Genomic DNA, 21,438 nt, shown 5'->3' on the forward strand with positions numbered 1-21,438 from the left:
TTGCCATCATACGTTGGCAGCGGGGGCGATGGCGGAGAGGAATGCGGCCGGGAGGCGGCCGAACATGATCCCAATGCGGCTGGGTCGCCGATAGCGCCGCTTGTCGTACCTGGCCGGCAGTCGTGAAGAAGCTCAACGGGCGGCCGATTGCATCGGCAAGCGCATGGAGCTTCACATCGTGCTTCTCGATCGCATTCTCCCGCTACGCGCGCGCAATCGAAGCGTGAATCGGCAGAAGCGCGGCACCAAGGGCCGAGCCAGCACCTCCCAGCTTTGATATCTCGATGTCGTACCGCCCCTTCTCGCTGTCCGCGACATGGGCGCCCCAGGTGATCGCTCGGCGGTTGAGGCGGTCGGCCAGGCCATGCATGATCGCCGCCGGCAACGGGCTCATGAGACGGATCGCGCCCGGATCGAACCACGCCAGCGCTGAGTTAATGCTTTGCAATAGCTGATCAGCCGCGCGCTCCATCCAATCTTCGATCACCGGTTCGTATCCCGCAATCGCCTCGGCAAAATTGGCCAGCGATTCGACGGTGCAGCCTGCCGCCTGCAATGTCGCAATGAGGTCCAGCGTCGTCGGGCGCGGCCGGTTGCCCGGATAGAACATGCCTATCTCACCCGAGCCCCCCGATTCACCGCGCATCAGCCGGCCTTCGTGCACGATCCCTGCCCCGACGCCGTGGCCAAGCAGGATCACCACCGCGGTCGTACAGCGGCGGATCAACCCACCCAGATAATATTCGGCGAGCGCCGCCGCCGTCGCGTCATTCTCTATCCAGATCGGCAACCGCAGCGTGTCCGCGAAAACATCGCGCAGCGGCGTGTCCTTCCACCCCGGCAGGTTACGAACCACGTGCCACCGATTGCCATCGCGCGACAGCGCCGGGCCGGGCACGCTGAAGCCGACGCCGTAGAACCGGCTGCCCAGCAGGCGATGCTCAATCGCCAGTTCCTGGATGCGGCGATCGACATGACGGGCAAAGCGCTGCGGATCAACGGGCTCGATCGTCTCGGACGTCAGCGAAATCACGCCACCGGCATAATCGACCAGCGCGATCTCGAGCAGGCCGGCGTAGATCGCCACCCCGACGGCATAGCCGCCGGCGGGCGAAATGCGGAGCGGTACGCTAGGCCGTCCTCGCCCCGCCAGCGTCTCGGCGGGGAGTTCGTCGATCAGCCCCTGCCCCATCAGCGCCTTTGTCAGCTTGGAGATGCCACTGTTGCTGATCTGCAGCGTGTCCGCCAGCGCTGAACGCGATTGCGGGCCGCGCGTGCGCAGCTGCCATAACAGGCGCTTCTCCTCGTCGAGCAGCCTAAGCGGTGGGTATCGCATCGCGCCTATTCGATAGCAGCGCGCAACAGGTTCCGCGATTTATTTCGCAGGAAATAAATAAATATGTCATTCGTCCGGCGCATCGGCGCCTCGAGTTCAAAGAACCACGGGGAGCAATTCGATGAAGAAGCAATATCTTGCCGTTGGCTGTGCGCTGTTCGCGCTTGGCATCGCGGCCGCGCCGGCCTTCGCCCAGACGGCCGACACGCCGGCCGCCGATCCAGCCCAGACCGGCGAAGACGCCGGCACCGACATCATCGTCACCGGCTCGGCGCGCGCGCAGCGCCGCTTCGACATCTCCTACGCGATCAACTCGCTCAGCCAGGCCGACGTCCAGAAGATCGCGCCGAAGAGCTTCGCCGATCTGCTCGGCACCGTGCCCGGCATCCAGGTCGAAGCGACCGGCGGCGAAGTGCAGAACATAACCCGCGTGCGCGGCATTCCCACCGATCGCGGCTATCTGATCTTCCAGCAGGACGGCCTGCCGCTCTATCACGAGATCGACGGCGTCTTCTTCAATTCCGGCGAAGGCATGAACCGCTACGACCTGATGACCGAGCGGGTCGAGATCGTGCGCGGCGGCCCGGCGCCGATCTATGCCAGCAGCGCGGCGGCGATCGCCAACAACATCACCGTCTCCGGCGGCCCCCAGGCACGCGGCAAGGCACAGCTGACGCTGGGCGATACCGGCCTGTACCGGCTCGACGCGATGCAATCCGGCCCGATCAGCGACAACACCTATTTCGCGATCGGCGGCTTTTTGCGCCAGCATGACGGCTATCGCTATGCTGGCTTCCCCAGCGACAAGGGCGGCCAGATCCGCGCCAACCTGAAGCATGTGTTCGATACCGGCTTCGTCAAGGTCTCGGCCGAATATGTGAACGACCACAACGTCTTCTACCTGCCGATCCCGACCAACGATCCACGCAATCCGGCGGTATCGCTCAACAACTATATCGACTTCTTCGAAGGCACGCTGAACTCTCCCTCGCTTCGCGCGGTGAACATCAAATATCGCGACGGGGCCGGCAATATGCAGGGGATGCAGCGCGACCTTTCGAACGGCCGGCACATGCGCTTCTTCAACGCCGCCGCGGAGTATGAGGCGAATTTTGACGGCTGGCAGGTCTCCGCCAAGATCGGCGGCACCAAGGGCAAGGCGAGCTTCGACGCCTTCTATTCCACCACCAACCCGGCCGACGCGACCACCTTCGCCGCCGGCTATCTGAACGCCGCGCGCACCGCCTTCGGCCCCAATGTCGCCCGGCTCGGCTATGCGCTGGCGGGCACCAACGGGGCGACCGCCTATGATCCGTCCACCGCATCCGGCCTGATCATGTCCGGCCAGTATCGCGCGTCGGAATCTGATTTCTACTCGGTGCAGGGCGACCTGAGCGTAACCCGCAAGTTCGAAACCGGCATCGGCACCCATGATGTGCGGGTGGGCGTGTACAGCAGCTTCTACGGCAACACACTGCTCCAGGCCTATCAGGACATGCTGATCGAAGTGCGCAGCCAGCCGCGCACGCTGGATCTGCTCGCCTATTCGGCGACCGGCCAGGTGCTGGGTTCGGTCACCCAGAACGGCGTGCTGCGCTACACCACCACGCTCAATCAGGGCAAAGCCGATGCCCAAATGATCGCGGTCTACGCCAATGACAGCTGGGACATCACGCGTGGCCTACGCGTCGACGCCGGCATCCGCACCGAGCGCTACAGCTACAAGGGCTATGCGCTGCCGACGACCCAGGTAAATCTGGGCGACGCGACCACGCTGGCGGACGACACCACCCGCGGCTTCACCGGCCAATTGCTCGACCAACGCCTCAAGCCCAAGGCGACCAACTGGACGGTCGGCGTCAATTACGACCTGACCGGCCATTTCGGCGTCTATGGCCGCCTCTCCAACCTGGAGGTGCCGCCGCAGATGGGCGTGGTCAGCAGTATCAACCCGACGATCGTCAAGACCAAGGCCCGCCAGTATGAAGCCGGCGTCAAGGCCAGCTTCGGCCCGCACTATCTCTATGCCACCGGCTTCTACACCAAGTTCAACCCGTTCAACGCCTCGTTCGCGGCGTTCAACCCGCAGACCGGCCGCAACGATCAAACGCTGCCGTTCATCGGTGAAGCATCGGTGAAGGGTGTCGAGGTCGATGGGCGCGTGGTGCCGATCCGCTGGTTCTCGCTCGACGGTTCGGTGACTTGGCAGAACCCGGAATACGCCAATCTCCAGAACAATTCGGGGGCCGATCCCAGCGCCGTGAACGGCAAGCAGATCATCCGCGAGGCGAAGTTCTTCGGCAATCTGCGGCCGAGCTTCGATTTCGAGCTGGGCGAGAAGAAGGTCTCGATCTTCGGGCGCTTCGAATGGGTCGGCCGGCGCTATGTCGACCTGTTCAACCGCACCGCGATGCCGGGCTATCAGACGATCGGCAGCGGCGCTTCGCTCGATTGGGGTGGGTGGCGCTTCCAGGTGGTCGGCGACAATCTTTTCAACGCGCATGGCTTGACCGAGGGCAATACGCGTACCGACCAGTTCGCCGGCCAGGGCACGAGCCAAGCGATCTATGGCCGCCCGCTGTTCGGCCGCAACTTCCGCTTCATCCTCAGCCGCAGCTGGTGATGCGGACGCTCGCCTTCGCCGCCGCGCTTGCCGCGACTGCCCTCGCCACCCCGGCTTCGTCCGGGGCGGTTGACGACGGGGTGATGACGGCACTGTCGGCGCGGCTATTCCCGATGTTCGATGCCGCCGGGCAAGACCCGGCGGCACTCGATCGCATCGCCCGAGCCCCCGGCATGGCGGAGGTGCTGCGGGCACGCAGCAACCGCCGCACCGCATGCGGACAGGATCTGCCGTGCCGCGCCCAGGCGCTGTTGTGGAACGATAGCGAAGCGGAGACGCTGCGCCGGGCAGTCGCCGCGCTCCCTGGCCTGCCATCCGCCGATGACGGCACTGCCGCGCAGGCAGACCGCGAGATTGCCGGCATCAACCAGATCCTGCGCTTCTATGCGCTGGGGGTGAGCCCCAGCAACCCGATCGACGGTCCCGGCACGATATCACCGCGGGACCATCAGGCGCGCCTCCAGGCCGCCGAGTGGATCGCGGGCACACCGCGCGCCGGATCAGCCCAGCCGCTCGATCCCAGCATCGACTATGCGCTCGCCCTGCTCGACGTGAGCGACCGCACCGACGCGATCGGCCATGAGCCGCTCAGCGGCGGCGCCAACGCCGCAGCGATGGCGCGGGCGAAAACGCTGGACTGGAAGCGCTATCGCTACAGCGCGATGATCGTCACCGGCGTCGGCCCGGAAATCGAGGGGGAACCGCTCAGCCCGTTCGGGAAATATCATCTTCGCCTTGCCGCGCAGCGATTTGCGCAGGGCGATATCGCATTCATCCTCGTCACCGGCGGCCGCGCGCACCCCCGCGCGACGCCGTTCACCGAAGCGGATGAGATGCGCAAGGCGCTGATCGAACGCTATGGCATCCCCGCCGACGCGATCGTCAGCGAGCCCTATGCCCGCCACACAACCACCAATTTGCGCAACGCCAGCCGGCTGCTCGCGCGGATGGGCGTGCCGATGGAACGGGAGACGGTGATCGTCTGCAACCCAATGCAGAGCGCCTATATCGAAAGCGCGAAGTTCACCGAACGCAACGCGGCGGAACTCGGCTACCAGCCTGGCCGTGTCGTTCGCCGGATATCGCCGACGGAACTGGTGTTCGTGGCCGCCCGCGCTTCGGAGCGCATCGATCCGCGCGATCCCCTCGACCCCTGACAAGGAACCGCCATGCGCCGCTTCGCCCTTGCCGCCGCCGCTCTGCTGTGTCCCGCCGTCGCCCATGCCTGGGGCCATACGGCGCATGCGGTGATCGACCGCGCGGCGATCCAGGCAATACCCGAAGGCGGCCCCACCTTCCTGCGTCGCTACGTCGACTATATCGCCGCATCGGCCACGCTGCCGGACAGCTGGCGCGGCGACTCCGAGGGCTTCTCGAAGATCGAGGAGGACCCCAACCATGGCTGGTTCCGCGAGCAGTTCGCCTTCCTCAAGCCGATCCCGCGCTCGCGCTACGCCTTCGTCATCGCGCTCTACAAGCGCTACGAGGCGATCAAGGACAGCGATCCCGCCACCGCCGCGCGCACCAATGTGCGCTGGACCGGGACGCTGCCCTATGCGGCGATGGAAGCCTATGAGCGGCTGATCGTCTGCATGCGCGCGATCCGCGCGGCGCAGGCGAGCGGCGGCGATGCGGCCGTGCCCGAGCAGCATTGCGCGTTCCAGGCGATACGCCTCGGCCATTATATCGGCGACGGCGCGCAGCCGCTGCATGTCTCAATCCACTCCGATGGCTGGCTCGGCGCCAATCCGAACGGCTATACCCGCGACCGCAGCATCCATGGCCGCTTCGAAAGCCGCTTCGTCGATGCCATGGGGCTGACGGCAGCGGACATCGCGCCGCGGATCGGCGCTCCAGCGCACCAGCAGGGCGACATGTTCACGGCGATGCTCGGGTTTCTCGACCAGTCTGGCACCCATCTGGAACGCGTCTACCAGCTCGAGAAGCGCGACGGCTTCGCCAACGCCGCCGACAAGGACGTGCGCGCGCTGATCTATGAGCGTACTGCAGCGGGTGCGGCGATGCTCCGCGACATGCTCTGCCGCGCCTGGGCGGAAAGCGCAGTGCCACCGGCCAAGCTGGCCCCGTCGCCGCTCGACTTCTCCAATCCGAAGTTCGATCCCGAAACGGGCTCCGCGCCCGCCTGACGCCGGGCGAACGCGCGCAGCAGCCGCGCATGCTCTGCATGGCCGAGCGTAAAGCGACGCAGCAGCAGTATCGCCAGCAGCGCGCCGGCCAGCGGCACGCCGAGCCCAAGGCCAAGCATGCCGATCCGAACGCCGCTCGGCTGCACCGCGCCAGGGATGTAGCCCAACGCGCCCAGCACCCAGCCGATCATCGCGGTTGATGCCGCGCCGCTCGCTTTCACCAGGACAAGATAGAAGGCAAACAGCCCCGTCTCGTAGCGCCGGCCATGCCGCCACTCGACGACGTCGACCGCATCGGCGAGCAGGCCCCAGGGCAGCATGAAGACGCTCGCAAAGCCGAAGCCGATCAGCACCGCGCCCGCCATCTGCCCCGCCGGCCACGCCGTGCAGAGCGCGAAGCACAGCAGGCCGATCGCACTCACCGCATGTCCAGCGGCGAGCAGCTGGCTCTTGCCGAATCGGTGCGTCAGCGCGGTCCAGGCGAGCACGCCACCGAATTGCCCGACGGTCATCGCCCCGAGCAGCAAGGTTACTGCGCCCGGCCGCTGGAACACATAGGTCCCCAGATACATCAGCATCCGACCGAAGCACGGCATGGCGAAGCCGGTGAGCAGCGCCAGCGCCCCCATCCCCAGCACCATCGAGTCGCGGAGCGGCACGGCGATGCGATCGCCGCGGAGCGCGGAGGTGGGGGCCCGTTGCCCGCCACACGCCCAGACGCAGAGTAGCATCGTCAGTGCAAAGGCGCTCCCCGCACCGATCCCGGTCAGCGCAAGCGCCCCGAAGTGACGCGCATGCCCGGCCTGCTGCATCAGCGGCGTGAGCACGCCCGCAATCGCCAGCGCGCTTGCGGTACTGAACAGCAACCGATAGCCCGAGACGCGGCCGCGCGCGCGGCTGTCGCGACTGACCTGTGCCATCAGCGCGTTATGCGGAACATCGACCACCGCATAGGCACCGCGAAAGACGAGGATCGCCACCGCCACCATCCAGGCACGACGCAACTCCAGCGCCGGCATCGCATAGATCAGCGCGAACGCCGCACCGCAGGGAAGTGCCGCAAAAGCGACCGTCCAGCGATAACCGCGCCCCGCCGCTCGCCAGCGCAGCACCAGCCGGGCGGCAAGCAGGTCGAACACCAGGTCGCCGAGCACCGCGAACAGCATCAGCCCCGCCGCCCTGGTGCCCTCTATCCCCAGAACGTCGGTCAGCAGGAACAAGATCGTCAGATCGGCACCGCTGAACACCAGCGCCTTGCCGAAATTGCCGGAAGCGTAGGCCAGCATCCGGCTCTCTGCGGCGATGTTATCGATTGGTGGCATCTTTCGTGCAAAAGGAGGCGGCGGGCATCCTGCCGACGTTGCGCGACGACCTCTAAGGGCCGATCATGTCAGTTTAACGAACCGGCTGGCACCCGGAAGTGGACAGACGTCCCCCCCGCGCCGGTCCTGCGCGCAAGCGGGAAGGCCGGTACGTCGAACCGGGAAACGCCAGCCCTAGTCGGCCGCATCGCAATATGCGTCGAAATCGCGCGCCAGTTCGGCAAGACTGACAGCCCCCAAGCGCGCTAGCAGCAACGCCTCGGCGTCGCGGAGCACGCCCTCCAGCGCGGTGTTGACCGCCCTTTCGACCGCGCAGTCGGCCTTGGGGTTTTCGGGGCCGATAGCGAACAGGCGGGGGCCGCCGACCGCGCGATGGACGTCCAGCAAGGACACCTTCTCCAAGGGCTTCGCGATCACCCAGCCGCCGCCATGGCCCTTTTCCGAGCGTACATATCCCGCGTCCCGCAGGCCGGCCATCGTCCGCCGGACGACGACCGGGTTCGTGCCCAACATGCGGGCAATCGCATCGGAGGTCATCGGCCCCTCATGCCGCGCCATGTGGAGCAGCACATGGAGCATTCGCGAAAGGCGACTATCGTTACGCACGACGTGATCCTTCATGGAACCATAAGGCTTGGCAAGGGCGCCCATACACGATACTTTTAATGTTACGTGATACGAGGAGCGTCGAATATGCCTGCGTATGAGAATCCCGACCACTGGGACCAAGCCGCCCAGCATTATGAAGAAACGGCACATCCATTTACCGTCCAATATGCCGAGATGGCGCTGACGCGGGTAGCGCTGACGCCCGAAAGCCGCGTGCTGGACGTCGCGGCCGGTACCGGCGCGCTGGCGCTGACCGCAGCACGCACCGGTGCGCAGGTGCTCGCGACCGACTTTTCCCCTGGCATGGTGGCACGCATCTCGGCGGCGAACCTGCCCAATGTCGAAGCACGCGTCATGGATGGACAGGCCTTGTCCCTGGAAGACGGCAGCTTCGATGCGGTCTTCTCGATCTTTGGCGTCATCATGTTTCCCGACTGGCGCAAGGGCCTTTCCGAGATGGCGAGGGTGACGCGAGCCGGCGGCCATGGCGTGATCGCAACCTGGCAAGATCGCGGTGCGGCGACTTTCCTGCTGCTCGGCCAGATTCGTCGCAAGCTGTTCCCCGAGCGCGGAGGCATGACCATGCCGGATGCGGTCCAAGCACTTAGCGATCCGAGCGATTTCGCGCGCGAACTGATCGCCGCCGGCTACCATGATCCGCAGATCGAACATGTTACCCATGACTATGCGCTCGATATCGGCGCGCTGGCCGAACCCGATACCTTGTTCGGCATGTCCCCCGAGTGGATCAGCCTGACCGATGCGGAGAAAGCCGCCGTCCTCGCCGAGGTGCGAGACATGGCGGGCGACCGTGCGATCCTGCCTATCCCTTCGACCGCGCTCATCGGTGTCGCCAGGCGCTGAGCGCGAACCGTCCGGTCGCCATCGGCATCTAGACGCGTGGATCGCGCCGTTCAGGAAACTCGGCGCAGGAGTCCGATCCTCCGCGCCGGCGATGGTGAGGGCTGCGTCGTACAGGATCTGATATCGCGGATCGACCTCCAGCCGCTTGGTGCCGGCGGCATTATGCGCCTCCCCCCAGTCCATGGCGCGTGGCCTCCGCTACTCGCAAGGGCGCTGCCGATCGCGCCGATAGATTATCCCCCTCGAGCGCGACCGCCAAAGCAGTATCGCCGATCCAGTGAAAATGGCACAGGGACTCGACAGACCCTGTAAGTACTTTCCAAGCACCTCCGCTGTCGGGAAGTGCCGTCACCAATGCAGGATCTGCTTCCGACGCGATACCCAACCGTTTGCAATGCGCCTCTTTAGCCGCCCAGCACATGGTCCATTCTGTATCTGAAGACGTCGCCAGGTACTTCCTTTCGGCATCCGACAAGTGATCGAAGGGCAGCGGCTCATCAACCAGGATCTCAAGATCAACACCGATCGGCACACGCCCAGCACCGACCAGAAACTGGGCCGCTCTGCCCGCTACGCTCACATACCAACCCGCCGGTTCGACAATCTCGACCGCCCCCAAATCGGTTCTGCGGAAGCGAATATCCCCAGGGTGCACCCCGGCGAGCCGGCTCAACAAGAGGCGCGTCAGCCTTCTGCGCAGGATTCGAAGCTCCGCACCCGGGCGATTGGCGAAGTCGAGCAGATCCTCTGGCCGTGCCGCGGCTTGCGATAGCATATCGGTGGACGCCGGATCCTCCAGTGACCCATACCAGGCCACCGGAGCGCCTTCCACGTTGGACAGCTGGAGGTGCGCCGCCCCTCCCAACCAGACCGGTGAGATCATGTGCCGCCGGTGAACTGCGCAGGCGAGCCTTCCCACGAGGTGCCGGCTGGCAGGGTTTCCCCCTTCATCACCACCGACAGGTCGCCCAGCTGCACGTCCGCGCCGATCTCGGCATCGTAGAGGACGATCGCATAGGAACCGATTGTCGCGCGATCCCCCACGGTCACCCCGCTGACCTTCATCACTCGATCTTCGAACAGATGGGTCTGGAGGCCGGCAAAGTCGTTGAGCGCGACATCGTCGCCGATCCGCACCAGGTCCTGCTCGGTCACATCGGTGGTGTCGATATAGCAGCGCTTGCCGATCTTGCAGCCGAGCAGGCGCAGATAGGCGGCAAGCCAGGGTGTGCCGCGCAGCGGTTCGAGCAAATTGGGCACGGCGAGATTCTCATAGGTCGCCGTCACCAGTTCTGTCCGCCAGACAAAGGTACTCCACAGCGGCTGGGTGGTCGGCTTGTAGCGCCCCATCACCAGCCATTTCAGCAGCACGACCGAAAAGCCGCAGGCCAGGGCGAAGCCGACATAGAGGAACGGGAAGGTGACGATGATCCAGTGCCCGCCGCCCCGCAGGTCGTCGAGCTCGCTGACGATCGAGAGCAACAGGCTGAAGAAGGCAACGAACAGCGTGAGCGACAGCGTCACGCGGATCGCTTCGATCGACAGCCGGGTGGCGATCAGCCGTTTGCTGGGATTGAACCGCGCGCCTTCGTCGAACAGACCCACCGTCTGTCGAACCGGCAGCGAGATCGGCGGCGAGCCGAACCAGGTGCCGTCGGGATCGGCTGCGCGACCATCCTCGGGCGGCTTCGATAGCACACCGATCAGGACGCCGTCACCGATCGTGGCGCCCGCCGGCAGCAGCGCGGAATTACCGATGAACGAGCGGCGACCGATCTTCGTATGCGCCAGCTGGATCGCACCGGGCTCCACCCGGGCGGCACCGAACAGCACCGCATCGGCGATAAAGCTTTCCGGCCCCACATCCACGAGATCGGGCACGATCGCCGCCGCGGTCGATATCTCCGCGCGCCGCCCCACCTTCACGCCGAGCGCGCGATACCAGGGAACCACGTACAGCGTCGCGTAGATCGGGTGCAGCAGTCGCAGCGCCAGATCGTTCACCTGCTGGACGAACCAGAAGCGGACATAGAACCAGCTGTGGATCGAATATCGTCCCGGTCCCACCCGACCGAGGATCAGCCGTTTGGCCGCGACGGTCAGCACGCACATCAGCAGCACATAGGTGACGGCGAGCAGCGGCGAGATCAGCAGGTAGCTGTAACTCTCGGTATTCCAATCGATCTCGATCATCCATATGAGCCCCGGCGCAATCGGCAGGATCGCGATGATCGGCAGGATCAGCGCGCCGAGGGTCAATGCGATGCCGGTGAGCAGCCGACGGACCGGGCCGGCCTTGTCATCCTTCTGGCGCGGAATGTTGGTCGCGATTGAGCGGGCCGGCGATCCGCTCCAGCGCTCGCCGGCGGGGATGGCGGTACCCACCGGCAGCGCCGACAGATCCTCCAGCGCGGCGCCCTCGCCGAGCGCGCAGTTGCGCCCGACCACCGCCATCGAGCCGAGGAACGCGCCGGCGCCGATCGTCGCCGAGCCGATCCGCAGCAGCCCGCGCTCGACCGAGGTGGTGGCGAGCATCGCATAATCGCTGACCACCGCGTCTTCCCCGATCGAGACGAGGTCCGCCGCATCGATATTGCCGCGGCCGATAAAGGCGCGCTTGCCCACCTTCGCCCCCAACAGGCGGTAATAGGCGCGGATCATCGGCGTGCCCGCCAGATAGGGCGTTGCGATCACCTCCGAGAACCGGCGGACGAACCACCAGCGGAAATAATAGCTGCCCCAAAGCGGATAATCGCCCGCGCGGAAGCGGCCGATCACCAGCCATTTGACGACGATCGAAGCGACCATCGCCAATGGCGGAATGGCGAGGAAGCTGAGACCGCTGACCAGAAGCGCGGGCACCCGGTCAAGGTCCCCCGACAGATGGACATAGGCGACATAGGGGAAGAACCATTGCAGCCCGGCGATCGCATAGATCGGCACCAGCGCGATCGTCTGGGCGATCCAGCAAAGCCAGCGGGTCACGGCCGGCGTGTGGTGGAAGGGTTGATCTGCGCCGATGTCGCCCGCCACCTTGTCCTTCAGCCGTTCGGCCAGCGCACGGATATTGGAGGCGGCGTAGAGATCCTGGATCGAGATGCCGGCGAGGCCTGGCGTCTTGCGGATCGCCGAGACGAGCCGCGCGGCCTTGAGCGAATGGCCGCCCAGCTCCTCAAACAGATCGTCGAGCACCGACACCTTCTGCGGCGCGAACGCTTCTGCCCAGACGGCGTGGAGCTGCGCTTCCAGCGGCGTGGCGGGCGGAACGGTCTCGCGTTCGCTAATGGGGGCGAGCACTGGACGGAGCAGCGCCTTGCGGTCGACCTTTCCCGAGGCCGGCAAGGTGGGAAGCGCATCGAGCAGCTGATAGCCGGCGGGCCGCATATAATTGGGCAGTCGCTCGCGGACGCGGGCGCGCACCGCTTCCAAATCGACCGCGGCACCGCTTCGCGCAACGAGAAATCCCGCGAGGAACTCGGCACCGTCATCGTCACGAAACAGGTGTACCACGGCCTGGGCAATGGCGGGATCGTCGGCGATCACCGCCTCGATCTCCCCAAGCTCGACGCGGAAGCCGCGAATTTTCACCTGCGTATCGATCCGGCCGATGAATTCGATGTCGCCAACCGCGTCGAGCCGGACAAGATCGCCTGAGCGATAGATTTTCGCAGTCTGCCCGTCCGGGCCCCGGAACGGGGTCTGGACGAACTTTTCCGCCGTAAGGTCGGGACGATTGACGTAGCCGCCGCCGACGCCCGGGCCACCGATCACCAGCTCGCCCTCGGCGCCTGCCGGCACCGGCCACAACTTCTCGTCGACGATCCAGGCCGTATAGCCGGGAAGCGGCCGACCGATGGTGACGCGGCGGCCCGGCTGGACCTCGGTCCATGTCGCGGTGACCGTCGTCTCGGTCGGGCCATAGGTGTTCAGGATGCGCAGGCCTGGCCGCGCCCATCGATCCACCAGATCCGGCGGACAGGCTTCGCCGCCGAGGTTGAGCAGCCGCAGCGCCGGCATCTCGGTCTCCACCAGCGTCAGCAGCGACGGCACGACGTGCCAGATCGTCACCTGCTCGGCGGCGAGCACCTCGGCCATGTCCGGCCCAGCCTTGGCCAGCGCTTCGTTGGCGACCAACAGTTCGGCGCCGACGAAGAAGGCGCTCCACATCGTCTCCACCGACATGTCGAACGCCAGGCTGAAGCCGCCGAACACCTTGTCCTGCGGATCGAGTGCCAGGATCGCGCATTCGGAGCGGATCAGATGGCAGGCATTGCGATGGGTGATCATCACCCCTTTGGGGCGACCGGTCGTGCCCGAAGTGTAGATGATATAGGCGAGGTCGTCGGGCGTGCCGCCGGTCTCGGCGCGACCAAGCGGCAACGCCTCGCGTGCAGCGAGATCGCCCAGCGCGGTATCGACGGCGAGCACCCGCACCGCCATCTCGGCCGCGCGCGTGCTTTCGGTGACGACAAGCACGGCGCCGCTATCCTCGACGATGAAGTCGATACGATCCTGCGGGTACGTCCAGTCGACCGGCACGTAGCAGGCTCCCGCCCAGAGCACGCCCAGGATCGCCATATATTGATCCAGCCCGCGCGGCAGGCAGAGGACGACGCGGTCGCCGCGCCGTACACCCATCTCGCGCAGCTGGTGAGCGAAGCGCAGGGCCCGGTCGCGCAGTTCGACATAGCTGAGCGCCGTGCGCCGGCTGTGTTCCGGGTCGTCGCCGAGCAAGCGAACCCCGCAGCGCCAGCCATGCTCGCGGCAGGTGAGGTCGAAGATCTCGTGGAGCAGTTCGTCCCGGCTGTACGGCTCGTCTTCCCGCAACGCGGGCGACGGCGTGATGGGCGAGAAGACCGTTGGCGCGTCGTGCGTCCCGGGAACGGCTTGTTCCATCACAGGCCCTCGCCCAAGTCGCGCCCGCCTTCTGCGCCCGTCCGTCGGGCCAAGGGATCGCCTTCGATCCCCCGCTCGCGGAGACAGCCCCGATTCACAACGTTCAACCTACACCTCATATCGTGCGACTGCACCCCAACCGACACGGGATGGCTCCCCATAACCGTGCCACTACGCGAACATTCGACACAGATTGCGGCGTAAGGCCGGCGGCCGCGTACTCGCCGCACGCGCCCCCACTCCCTTCTCCCCGCGCGAAGAGGCCTGCCATGAAGCCGTCGCTCCCCCATCGCGCCCCCCTTGTGTCTGCCTTCAGCCAAAGGTCCGCTCCACCACGGTGCTTCGCGCGATCCTCGCGTCCAGCCATGCAAGGATCGTGTCGAGACCAGCCTGCAGATCATGCGTCTTCGCACACAGGAAAATATCGATACAGGCCGTTCCATATTCGGGCCAAGTGTGGATCGAGATGTGCGATTCCGCCAGCAGCGCAACGCCGGTCACGCCCTGGCCCACGCCGAAACTGTGCAGTCGCACCTCCAGCAGGGTCGCCCCGGCCGCCGCGGCGGCAGCGATCAGGCACGCTTCGATGTGCGCCGCATCGGCCAGCCGTTGCGCATCACGGAGATCGGCGATGAGGTGGTGGCCGATCACAACAGGCTTTCATGCGGATGATGGAGAAATGCCATCGCCCCCTCGGCGGCGCGGACCCCCTGATACTGCGCCTCCTCGAACAGCGACAGGCCGCTCAGATCGGAATGGGCGAGAAACAGCGGCGGCGCTGGGCGGACCGCCTCGCCGCGATCGAGAAAGCCCGGCGTCGGCCGGATCATCGCATGGCCCCAGCGCCACAGCTCGATGCTGCGGATCGCGCCTTCCAGATCCGGATTCATGGCGAGAAGATCGTCGCGCACGATTTGCTTCCACGTGTCCGCCGTCCGCTGCAGGAGCAACCGCCGCGCAGCCGACGGAGGCATATCCGATAGCGGCAGATACCAGGTGAGCACGGTCGCCATCGGAAACGCGTCCGGCGTCTGGTGGGTGGCGACGACATAGCCCAGCGAGTCGCTGGTGCTCGACACATTATCCCACGCGAGCGGCACGCCGCGCCCACCCGGCAACCGATCGACCGTGACGTTGGCGACCAGCCACGGCGCGTAGCTGAACGCCCCTGCCCCGCCGACGGCGGCCGGGCAGATGCGCGCCGCCACGAAATGCGGCATGGCCAGGATCGCTGCCCGCGCGCGGATACGGGTGGTGGCGTTTGCGGCGACGTCGAAGCTGTCGATCTGCACGCCCTCCCCGTCGCGGCGCACCGCATGGACGATATGGCCGGTTGCGATTCGATCCCGACAAAAGCCGGCAAGGCCGCGTACGAGCCGGGCATTGCCTTCGGGCCAGGTCAATTCGTTGTCGCCTGCACCATCGACGGTCCAACCGCGCCGACCGGCGAAATAATGCACACCCGCCCAGGCCGACACATGCTGCGGTTCGGTGCCGTAATCGTCGCGCATCGCATAGCGGACATGCGCTCGCAAGACGGGCGATCGCCAGCCCTGCCGATCGAGCCAGGCGACGAAATCGAGCCGGTCCAGCGCCAGCAGATCGGCATCCTGCGAGCTATAGGCCCTGGGAACGGCGAAGGCGGGCTTCCCGTCGCTGCCGGTCCGCCGGGAATAGGCGGACATCGTCTGCTCAAAGGCGGCTAGATCGGCGCGGTCCTGCGCACTGAGGCCGGTACGCGGCACCAGGCCTTCCTGCCATCGTCCCTGCCAGAACAGCCGCTCCTGCAGATCGGCACAAAGCTGCTCCGGATCATAGACCGGCACGCCGTCGCGATCGCCGGTGATCACCCCGAGCTGCCGGAGCAGGTGCCGCACGGCCTTCGCCTCCCGGTTCGGGACCGGCAGATAATGCGCGCCGAGCGGATAGGCGGAGACCGGATTGCGGCCACCACGGGCATTGCCGCCCGCTTCGTCCTCCAGCTCCAGGACGCGAAACCGCGTGAAGCCTGCGTCCTGCAGACGCCAGCCAGCAGAAAGGCCGGCGATGCCGCCGCCGGCGATCACCACATCGACATCCTCGAAGCGGCTCGGCGCGGGAAAGCCGCCGTCGCGCAGCCGGTGTCCGCGCGCCAGATCGGTGCCGCCCAAGCCGCCCGGCGGCAGCGCTTCCGTGCCTCCCAGCGTGGCGGCGAACCCGCCCCCGCCGATTGCGACGGCGCCAGCCCCCAGGCCCAGAAGCGTCCGCCGATCAGCCTTCATAGCGGCTCCAGGCATTCGCGAATTCGCGGACCAGTACCTGGTTGTCGAGCCGATTCACCGGTGTCGGGCGACGTGCCATGTCGGGGGGGAAATCGAACAGCTGGCCATCTCCCGCCGGCGTCAGGAAGCGGCCGCCCGGCAGAATGCGCGCGCGATCCGGGATCGCCTGCGCCGCCGCGAGCACGAAGCCCCATTCGCCAAAGCTCGGCACATAGACGTGATAGCCGCGCGTCTGGAGCCCGGCCGCCTCCAGCGTCGTCGCGACCGTCCAATACGCCATCGGGGCGACCAGCGGAGAGGTGCTCTGCACCACCATCGCGCCAGCGGGCGCCATCAGCCGTCGCGCGGCGCGGTAGAAGGTCTCGGTGTAGAGCTTGCCCACCGAGTAATCGACCGGATCGGGGAAATCGACGATGATCGCGTCGAACGATCCGGCGCGCGTCGCGGCGGCTTCGCGCGCCCAGCGAAAGCCATCGGCATTGATCACAGTGATGCGGGGATCGGTCAGCGCGCCCTTGTTGAGCGCCGTGAGCATCGCCGTCTTGGAGAACAGCGCAGTCATCTCATCGTCGAGATCGACCAGGGTCAAGTGCCGTACTTCCGGATGCCGCAAGACCTCACGTGCGGCGAGCCCGTCGCCACCGCCGAAGATCAGCACGTTGCGCGGGTTTTGCACCCGCCCCAGCACCGGCTGCACCAGCGCCTCGTGGTAGCGATATTCGTCGCGTGACGAAAATTGCAGATTGCCGTTCAGATACAGGCGCAGATCGTCCTCGCGGCGGGTGAGCACGATGCGCTGATATTTGGTGCTGACCGCATAGATCACCGGTTCGCCATAACTGCCCACTTCGGCCCAGCGCTGCAACCGGTCCGAGGCGACAAAGCCGGCGGCGAGCGCCAGCAGCACGAGCACGGCGGAGACGGTCTCGCTGCGGTACCGGCTCGCCCGCGGCAGCGCCAGCAGCACCGCGAGCGCGACGCCGGCGTTGAGGATGCCGAACAGGAAGCCGGTGCGGATCATGCCGAGGTGCGGCATCAGCAGCAGCGGGAACAACAGGCTGGCGACCAGCGCGCCGACATAGTCGAAGGTCAGCACGTTCGACACCGTCTCGCGGAAATCGAAGCCGCGCAGGATGCGGATCAGCAGCGGGATCTCGAGCCCGACGAGGAAGCCGATGCCGAGCACCAGCCCGTACAGCGCCACCCGGAAATGCTCGACCAGTGGGAACAGCACGAACAGCGCCGCCGCCGAGGCACCGCCCAGCACCGCGATCAGCAGCTCGACGCGAATGAACAGCCGCAGTTCGTCGCGGGTTACATAGCGCGAGCACCAGCTGCCCAGCCCCATCGCGAACAGATAGGTGCCGATCACGGTCGAGAATTGGGTGACGCTGTCGCCGAGCAGATAGCTGGCCAGCGTGCTGGCGAGCAGTTCGTAGATCAGCCCGCAGGTGGAAACGACGAAGGCAGAGGCAAGCAGCGCGGCAGCGGGTGCCGACGCGCGGGTCTTGGGGCCGGCGGCGTCGCCTTCAGCCATGGATGGCGGCGGCGACGATGATCGCGAGCCCGATCGCGACCGCGCCGGAGAAGATGGCGACGGCGACATTCTGCTTGTCGCGGATCTCTTCCCACAGCTTCCCCGGGGTCAGCAGGTCGAGCACGACGAAGCCGATCACGAAGACGAGGATGCCGACCACGGCATAGAGCAGCGTCGCGAGCAGCGCTGGAAGGGTAGTGACCATGAAGCGTCCTCCTATTTGTGGTTCGGGCCGTAAAAGCCGCCATGCCCGCCATGACCGCCGCTGCCGCCATAAGCATAGCTGGTGCGGCTGCGGCCCCCCTCGGCAAAGGGCGACCAGCCATAGACCGCCGCGAGCAGGAACAGCCCCAGCACGACGATCGACCAGAGCGCGTAGAGAAAGCTGCGGGTGTCCATCAATCGTCTCCGTCCCCGGACGCTGCCGGTGCGAAATCGCTCTGCTCCTTGCGCGCCTTCTCGAACCGGAGGTGAAGCATCAGCCCGACGAACCAGGGAAACGCGATCAGGAGCAGCGCGAGCAGGAAGTTGCCGGCGTACAGCGTGCCCGTGCCCAGTTCGACCACGATCTGCGGCGCATTGGTCGGCTCCATCCAGCCGCCGTCGGGATAGGCTGTGTCGTTCTGGCTCCAGCGGTTGCCCTTGTACTCGACGATCAGATCATAGTCGCCGGCCGGCACGCCTGCGATCGAGACGTCGGAATCGCGCGAACCCTCGGTCCAGGGACCGTCCGAATCCACGCCCTCGTAGCGCTCGGCGGCGCCCGACGCGGCATAGACCTGCTGGTTGCGGCGATCGATCAGGCTGTAGTCGAGATCGACCCAGCCATTTTCCAGCCGCGGGACGGTGGTGCGCACGCGCACCCGCTGCCAGCGGCTAACCAGGTGCACGGGACCGATCGTGGCGCTTTGCTCGCGGCCGTCGACCGCAACCGGCAGGGCCTCGGAGGCAAGCCAGCGCGTGCCGCTCAGCAGGAGCGAGACGAGCAGCAGGAAGGCAAGCGCGATGCCGCCGATCCTCGCGCCCTTGCCGAGCCATGCGCCCCAGGGGGAGGGCTGGTGCGGCAGGGGCGGCCAGACCTTGGCCGCAGGGGTGACGCCGAATGCGGCGACCACGTCGCGTTCGGGCAGCCACTGGTTGATCGTCCAGCTGATCTCGCGATCATTGGCCTCGCGCGACAGCATGAAGCCGGGGCGTACCCAGTCGCCCGTCTTCACCGTCTCGCCCACCGCGACGCGCCAGTAGAATTCGCCGACGACCCTGTCGACCTGGGCATCCCCACGGAAGAAGCGCGTGTAGCTCGTTCCCTCGAGTGCATAGGTGCTGAAGGTCTGCATTGTCGGCACGCGCGTCAGCATCGTGCCGAAGCTCCAGCCGCCCCGCGCGTTCACCAGCCAGCGATAGCCGTGATAGGGATTGAACAGGAGATACTCGTCCCAGCGATACGCGCCGTTCTGCGAGCGCTGGAGATAACCGATCGCCTCCCATTCGACGTCGAACAGCGTGCCCCGCGTGCCGAGCGGGATTTCCGGATAAGCAAGCGCCGTCTGCGCCTTGATGACCAGCTTCGCCAGCCCGTCGGTGGCATCGAGGATCGAGCCGCAATATTGGCAGCCGACATGGACGGTATAGCCCGCTGCGCGCAGTTCCACCGTGCCGCCGCAGTTCGGGCAGGAAAGCGCGCGCACCGCCGGTGCGGGCGGTGGAGAAAGCGAGGCCTCAGGCTGCATAATCGGGCAACGCCCATCCTTCGATGGCGCGCAGGCCACGCGGCGCCAATTCGGCGAGCGTGACGTACCGCCCCTGATAGAAGCTCACATCCTTACCATCACGCTGAAGGCTGACGCATTCGCCCTCGCGCCCGCGCAGATCGACATTATAGACCTGCCAACCGCTGGTGGCGGTGAAAGGCAGTTCTCCCTCGGCAGTGACACAAAGCGCCTGGCGGGCATCGGCGATCACAAGCTTGCGGCCGAGCAGTTCCACCTTCTGCCCGATCTTCGCGGTACCTCCCTTTGCCATCTCCGTCAGTGTCTTCGAACGGACCTCACGGAACGGGCGCTCGCGCAGCAGCATGAACTGGCCCATTGCCTCGCCCAGCCAGGCGGTGCTGCCGTCGTCGTCGAACAGCAGCAGCCATTCGTTCCAGGCGCCATCGGTCCAGCTCCAGCGCACACGACCGATCACTTCGAACGACGCGCCGTCGGCGATGCCGCGCATGCCGATCTGCACCGGGCTGACGTCGAACGGCAGCACGGCCGCGATGCCGAACTGGGCGATCCCTTCATCGCTGCGCACCAGCATGCTGCGGCAGCTGTCGCACACGCGGCTGGGCAGCGCCGGCGAGCGGAAGACGACATCGGCGCCGCAATGGGGACAGGGAAGATGCAGGCTCATCGCGGGATCAGCGGATACGGCCGAGTAGCTCGGACTTCTTGGCGTCGAATTCCTGCTGGGTGATCGCGCCGATCGTCACCAAACGATGCAGCTTCTCGATCTGCACGGTGGCGTCCTCCCCGGAGGGCGCGGCAGCCGCCTGGAAGCGCGCAAAGGTGTCGACATCGCCCGCCACCCGCATCGCGCTGGCCTTGTCGAGCATGGCCTGCACTTCTTCGGGCAGCGACAGGCTCTCGATATAGAAGCTGGTACAGGCCAGCCCCCATTGCGCGAAAGCCGGATCGACAGCGGCCTTGAGCCGTTCCGACAGCGCCGTCTGGTTGGCGGCGAGATCGATGAACGCGATCTCGCCGGTCCCCAATGCCGATGCGAGCGCAGCGGCGATCGCAGCACGCAGCTGCGGCTCGATGTCCGCCACCGTTACGCGCTCGAGCGACCCCATCAGCTTCACCGCGAAGGCGGCTACCTGTTCGATGCGGAAGCTGTAGCTACCAAAGGCGCGCACCCGCAGCGCGCCGAATTCGGGATCGCGCACCGTGATCGGCTGCGTCGTCCCCCACTTCCTGCCCGTCTGTTCCTTCTGGCTGAAGAAGGTGACATCCGCCGTGAATGGCGATGCGAAGCCCTTGTCCCAGTTGAGCAGCGCCGTGAGAAGCGGCAGATTGCCGGTTTCCAGCGTATGAAGTCCCGGATGAAAGGCATCGGCGAGCTGACCTTCGCGATGGAACAGCACGACCTGGCCATCGCGCACCGTCAACTGCGCGCCACTCTGGATAGCGCGACCCTGCATCGGGTGCCGCACCGCAAGCGTGCCGGGCTCGTCGACCCAATCGATCACGTCGACGAACTGCTTCGACAGAAACCCGAATAAGCCCATCACCTGCCCCCCAACTACCAACGCTATACGCCAAGCGCGCGGCGCGAAACAAGAAAGGGGCTGGCAGGAAGAGCGAACCGGCGGCGAAACAACCTCAGGCCGCGCGGTCAAGCAATTCGCGTACTTTCGCTGCCAGCGTGGCATAGGTGAAGGGCTTCGAGAGGAGATCGACATTCGGGTCCAGCCGGTCGTCGCGCATGATCGCATCGCGCGTGTACCCCGAGGTGAAGAGCACCCGCGGCTCCGGGTGCAACGCCTGCGCGCGGGCCGCCCGTTCGGGACCGGACATGCGCGGCATCACCACGTCGGTCAGCAGCAACGTCGCGCGGATGTCAGGCCCGCCGAGCAACCGCAGGGCGCCGTCGCCATCCTGCGCCTCGACCACGCGATAGCCCAGCTCGCGCAGGATGCCGACCGTATAGGCGCGCACATCCTCGTCATCCTCGACCACCAGGATGGTTTCGTCGGCGCTGCCCATCCGGGCGGAGGGGCGCCGCTCTTCTATCTCGAGCGGAACGTCCTGCAGCTTGCGGGCAAGATAGAGGCGCACGATCGTGCCGCGGCCTTCC

17 protein-coding genes and 1 pseudogene are annotated in these 21,438 nt (G+C 66.2%); 3 read left to right on the top strand and 15 right to left on the bottom strand.

Going from position 1 to position 21,438, the window contains the following annotated elements; all coding sequences use genetic code 11:
- Nucleotides 1-6 precede the first annotated feature (6 nt).
- Nucleotides 7-117 (bottom strand): annotated as a pseudogene (locus DD559_RS20470) (IS5/IS1182 family transposase); the annotation flags it as partial.
- 85 nt (nucleotides 118-202) lie between these two features.
- Nucleotides 203-1,336 (bottom strand): ROK family transcriptional regulator, encoded by a 1,134-nt coding sequence (locus DD559_RS08610; protein ID WP_116468809.1) that lies wholly within the window; start codon nucleotides 1,334-1,336, stop codon nucleotides 203-205.
- Between the two features lie 121 nt (nucleotides 1,337-1,457).
- On the opposite strand from DD559_RS08610, the gene DD559_RS08615 reads away from it, so the two are divergent.
- Together DD559_RS08615 and DD559_RS08620 are read left to right on the top strand one after the other, a co-directional pair.
- Nucleotides 1,458-3,959, top strand: a complete 2,502-nt coding sequence (locus tag DD559_RS08615; RefSeq protein ID WP_116468810.1) for a TonB-dependent receptor — start codon at nucleotides 1,458-1,460, stop codon at nucleotides 3,957-3,959.
- Nucleotides 3,959-5,116: a YdcF family protein gene (locus DD559_RS08620; protein WP_116468811.1), complete on the top strand. Its 1,158-nt coding sequence runs from the start codon at nucleotides 3,959-3,961 to the stop codon at nucleotides 5,114-5,116. The genes DD559_RS08615 and DD559_RS08620 overlap by 1 nt, the downstream gene beginning before the upstream one ends.
- An 836-nt stretch (nucleotides 5,117-5,952) precedes the next feature.
- On the opposite strand, the gene DD559_RS08625 is transcribed toward DD559_RS08620, so the two are convergent.
- A complete protein-coding gene (locus DD559_RS08625) occupies nucleotides 5,953-7,428 on the bottom strand; it encodes an MFS transporter (protein ID WP_240610179.1) in 1,476 nt (491 codons plus the stop codon).
- Nucleotides 7,429-7,602: 174 nt separating this feature from the next.
- The gene (locus tag DD559_RS08630) at nucleotides 7,603-8,034 is read right to left on the bottom strand and encodes an Rrf2 family transcriptional regulator (RefSeq protein ID WP_116470810.1); all 432 of its coding nucleotides are present in this window, start codon (nucleotides 8,032-8,034) and stop codon (nucleotides 7,603-7,605) included.
- A gap of 87 nt (nucleotides 8,035-8,121) precedes the next feature.
- Here DD559_RS08630 and DD559_RS08635 point away from each other — a divergent pair, with 87 nt between their 5' ends.
- Nucleotides 8,122-8,901 carry a class I SAM-dependent methyltransferase gene (locus tag DD559_RS08635; RefSeq protein ID WP_116468813.1) on the top strand — a complete coding sequence of 260 codons (780 nt, stop codon included), beginning with the start codon at nucleotides 8,122-8,124 and terminating at the stop codon, nucleotides 8,899-8,901.
- 160 nt (nucleotides 8,902-9,061) lie between these two features.
- On the opposite strand, the gene DD559_RS08640 is transcribed toward DD559_RS08635, so the two are convergent.
- From DD559_RS08640 to DD559_RS08690, 11 genes are all read right to left on the bottom strand, one after another.
- A complete protein-coding gene (locus DD559_RS08640; protein WP_116468814.1) occupies nucleotides 9,062-9,784 on the bottom strand; it encodes a 4'-phosphopantetheinyl transferase superfamily protein in 723 nt (240 codons plus the stop codon).
- Nucleotides 9,781-13,797 carry a Pls/PosA family non-ribosomal peptide synthetase gene (locus tag DD559_RS08645; protein ID WP_116468815.1) on the bottom strand — a complete coding sequence of 1,339 codons (4,017 nt, stop codon included), beginning with the start codon at nucleotides 13,795-13,797 and terminating at the stop codon, nucleotides 9,781-9,783. Before DD559_RS08645 ends, DD559_RS08640 begins: the two co-directional genes overlap by 4 nt.
- Nucleotides 13,798-14,109: 312 nt before the next feature.
- Nucleotides 14,110-14,448, bottom strand: coding sequence for an adenosylmethionine decarboxylase (gene speD, locus DD559_RS08650; protein WP_116468816.1), 339 nt, complete (start codon nucleotides 14,446-14,448; stop codon nucleotides 14,110-14,112).
- A complete protein-coding gene (locus DD559_RS08655) occupies nucleotides 14,445-16,058 on the bottom strand; it encodes an FAD-dependent oxidoreductase (protein WP_116468817.1) in 1,614 nt (537 codons plus the stop codon). The genes speD and DD559_RS08655 overlap by 4 nt, the downstream gene beginning before the upstream one ends.
- Nucleotides 16,048-17,595 carry a polyamine aminopropyltransferase gene (locus DD559_RS08660; protein ID WP_116468818.1) on the bottom strand — a complete coding sequence of 516 codons (1,548 nt, stop codon included), beginning with the start codon at nucleotides 17,593-17,595 and terminating at the stop codon, nucleotides 16,048-16,050. The genes DD559_RS08655 and DD559_RS08660 overlap by 11 nt, the downstream gene beginning before the upstream one ends.
- On the bottom strand, nucleotides 17,588-17,800 hold the full coding sequence (locus DD559_RS08665) for a DUF350 domain-containing protein (protein WP_010543246.1): 213 nt from the start codon (nucleotides 17,798-17,800) through the stop codon (nucleotides 17,588-17,590). Before DD559_RS08665 ends, DD559_RS08660 begins: the two co-directional genes overlap by 8 nt.
- 11 nt (nucleotides 17,801-17,811) lie before the next feature.
- Nucleotides 17,812-17,994 (bottom strand): hypothetical protein, encoded by a 183-nt coding sequence (locus DD559_RS08670; protein ID WP_116468819.1) that lies wholly within the window; start codon nucleotides 17,992-17,994, stop codon nucleotides 17,812-17,814.
- Nucleotides 17,994-19,325, bottom strand: a complete 1,332-nt coding sequence (locus tag DD559_RS08675) for a DUF4178 domain-containing protein (RefSeq protein ID WP_116468820.1) — start codon at nucleotides 19,323-19,325, stop codon at nucleotides 17,994-17,996. Before DD559_RS08675 ends, DD559_RS08670 begins: the two co-directional genes overlap by 1 nt.
- On the bottom strand, nucleotides 19,315-19,992 hold the full coding sequence (locus tag DD559_RS08680; protein ID WP_116468821.1) for a DUF4178 domain-containing protein: 678 nt from the start codon (nucleotides 19,990-19,992) through the stop codon (nucleotides 19,315-19,317). Before DD559_RS08680 ends, DD559_RS08675 begins: the two co-directional genes overlap by 11 nt.
- Nucleotides 19,993-19,999: 7 nt before the next feature.
- Nucleotides 20,000-20,869, bottom strand: a complete 870-nt coding sequence (locus DD559_RS08685; protein ID WP_116468822.1) for an SPFH domain-containing protein — start codon at nucleotides 20,867-20,869, stop codon at nucleotides 20,000-20,002.
- Nucleotides 20,870-20,963: 94 nt separating this feature from the next.
- Nucleotides 20,964-21,419: a response regulator gene (locus DD559_RS08690; RefSeq protein ID WP_240610180.1), complete on the bottom strand. Its 456-nt coding sequence runs from the start codon at nucleotides 21,417-21,419 to the stop codon at nucleotides 20,964-20,966.
- Nucleotides 21,420-21,438 lie beyond the last annotated feature (19 nt).

The sequence above is a fragment of the Sphingomonas pokkalii genome (assembly GCF_003096275.1).
Classification (GTDB): domain Bacteria; phylum Pseudomonadota; class Alphaproteobacteria; order Sphingomonadales; family Sphingomonadaceae; genus Sphingomonas; species Sphingomonas pokkalii.

Coding starts and splice junctions, on each gene's coding strand:
- DD559_RS08655 (WP_116468817.1), bottom strand. CDS start 16,058: ATGAAGGCTGATCGGCGGACGCTTCTGGGCCTGGGGGCTGGCGCCGTC.
- DD559_RS08665 (WP_010543246.1), bottom strand. CDS start 17,800: ATGGTCACTACCCTTCCAGCGCTGCTCGCGACGCTGCTCTATGCCGTG.
- DD559_RS08610 (WP_116468809.1), bottom strand. CDS start 1,336: ATGCGATACCCACCGCTTAGGCTGCTCGACGAGGAGAAGCGCCTGTTA.
- DD559_RS08660 (WP_116468818.1), bottom strand. CDS start 17,595: ATGGCTGAAGGCGACGCCGCCGGCCCCAAGACCCGCGCGTCGGCACCC.
- DD559_RS08635 (WP_116468813.1), top strand. CDS start 8,122: ATGCCTGCGTATGAGAATCCCGACCACTGGGACCAAGCCGCCCAGCAT.
- DD559_RS08625 (WP_240610179.1), bottom strand. CDS start 7,428: ATGCCACCAATCGATAACATCGCCGCAGAGAGCCGGATGCTGGCCTAC.
- DD559_RS08670 (WP_116468819.1), bottom strand. CDS start 17,994: ATGGACACCCGCAGCTTTCTCTACGCGCTCTGGTCGATCGTCGTGCTG.
- DD559_RS08620 (WP_116468811.1), top strand. CDS start 3,959: ATGCGGACGCTCGCCTTCGCCGCCGCGCTTGCCGCGACTGCCCTCGCC.
- DD559_RS08640 (WP_116468814.1), bottom strand. CDS start 9,784: ATGATCTCACCGGTCTGGTTGGGAGGGGCGGCGCACCTCCAGCTGTCC.
- DD559_RS08615 (WP_116468810.1), top strand. CDS start 1,458: ATGAAGAAGCAATATCTTGCCGTTGGCTGTGCGCTGTTCGCGCTTGGC.
- DD559_RS08685 (WP_116468822.1), bottom strand. CDS start 20,869: ATGGGCTTATTCGGGTTTCTGTCGAAGCAGTTCGTCGACGTGATCGAT.
- DD559_RS08645 (WP_116468815.1), bottom strand. CDS start 13,797: ATGGAACAAGCCGTTCCCGGGACGCACGACGCGCCAACGGTCTTCTCG.
- DD559_RS08680 (WP_116468821.1), bottom strand. CDS start 19,992: ATGAGCCTGCATCTTCCCTGTCCCCATTGCGGCGCCGATGTCGTCTTC.
- DD559_RS08675 (WP_116468820.1), bottom strand. CDS start 19,325: ATGCAGCCTGAGGCCTCGCTTTCTCCACCGCCCGCACCGGCGGTGCGC.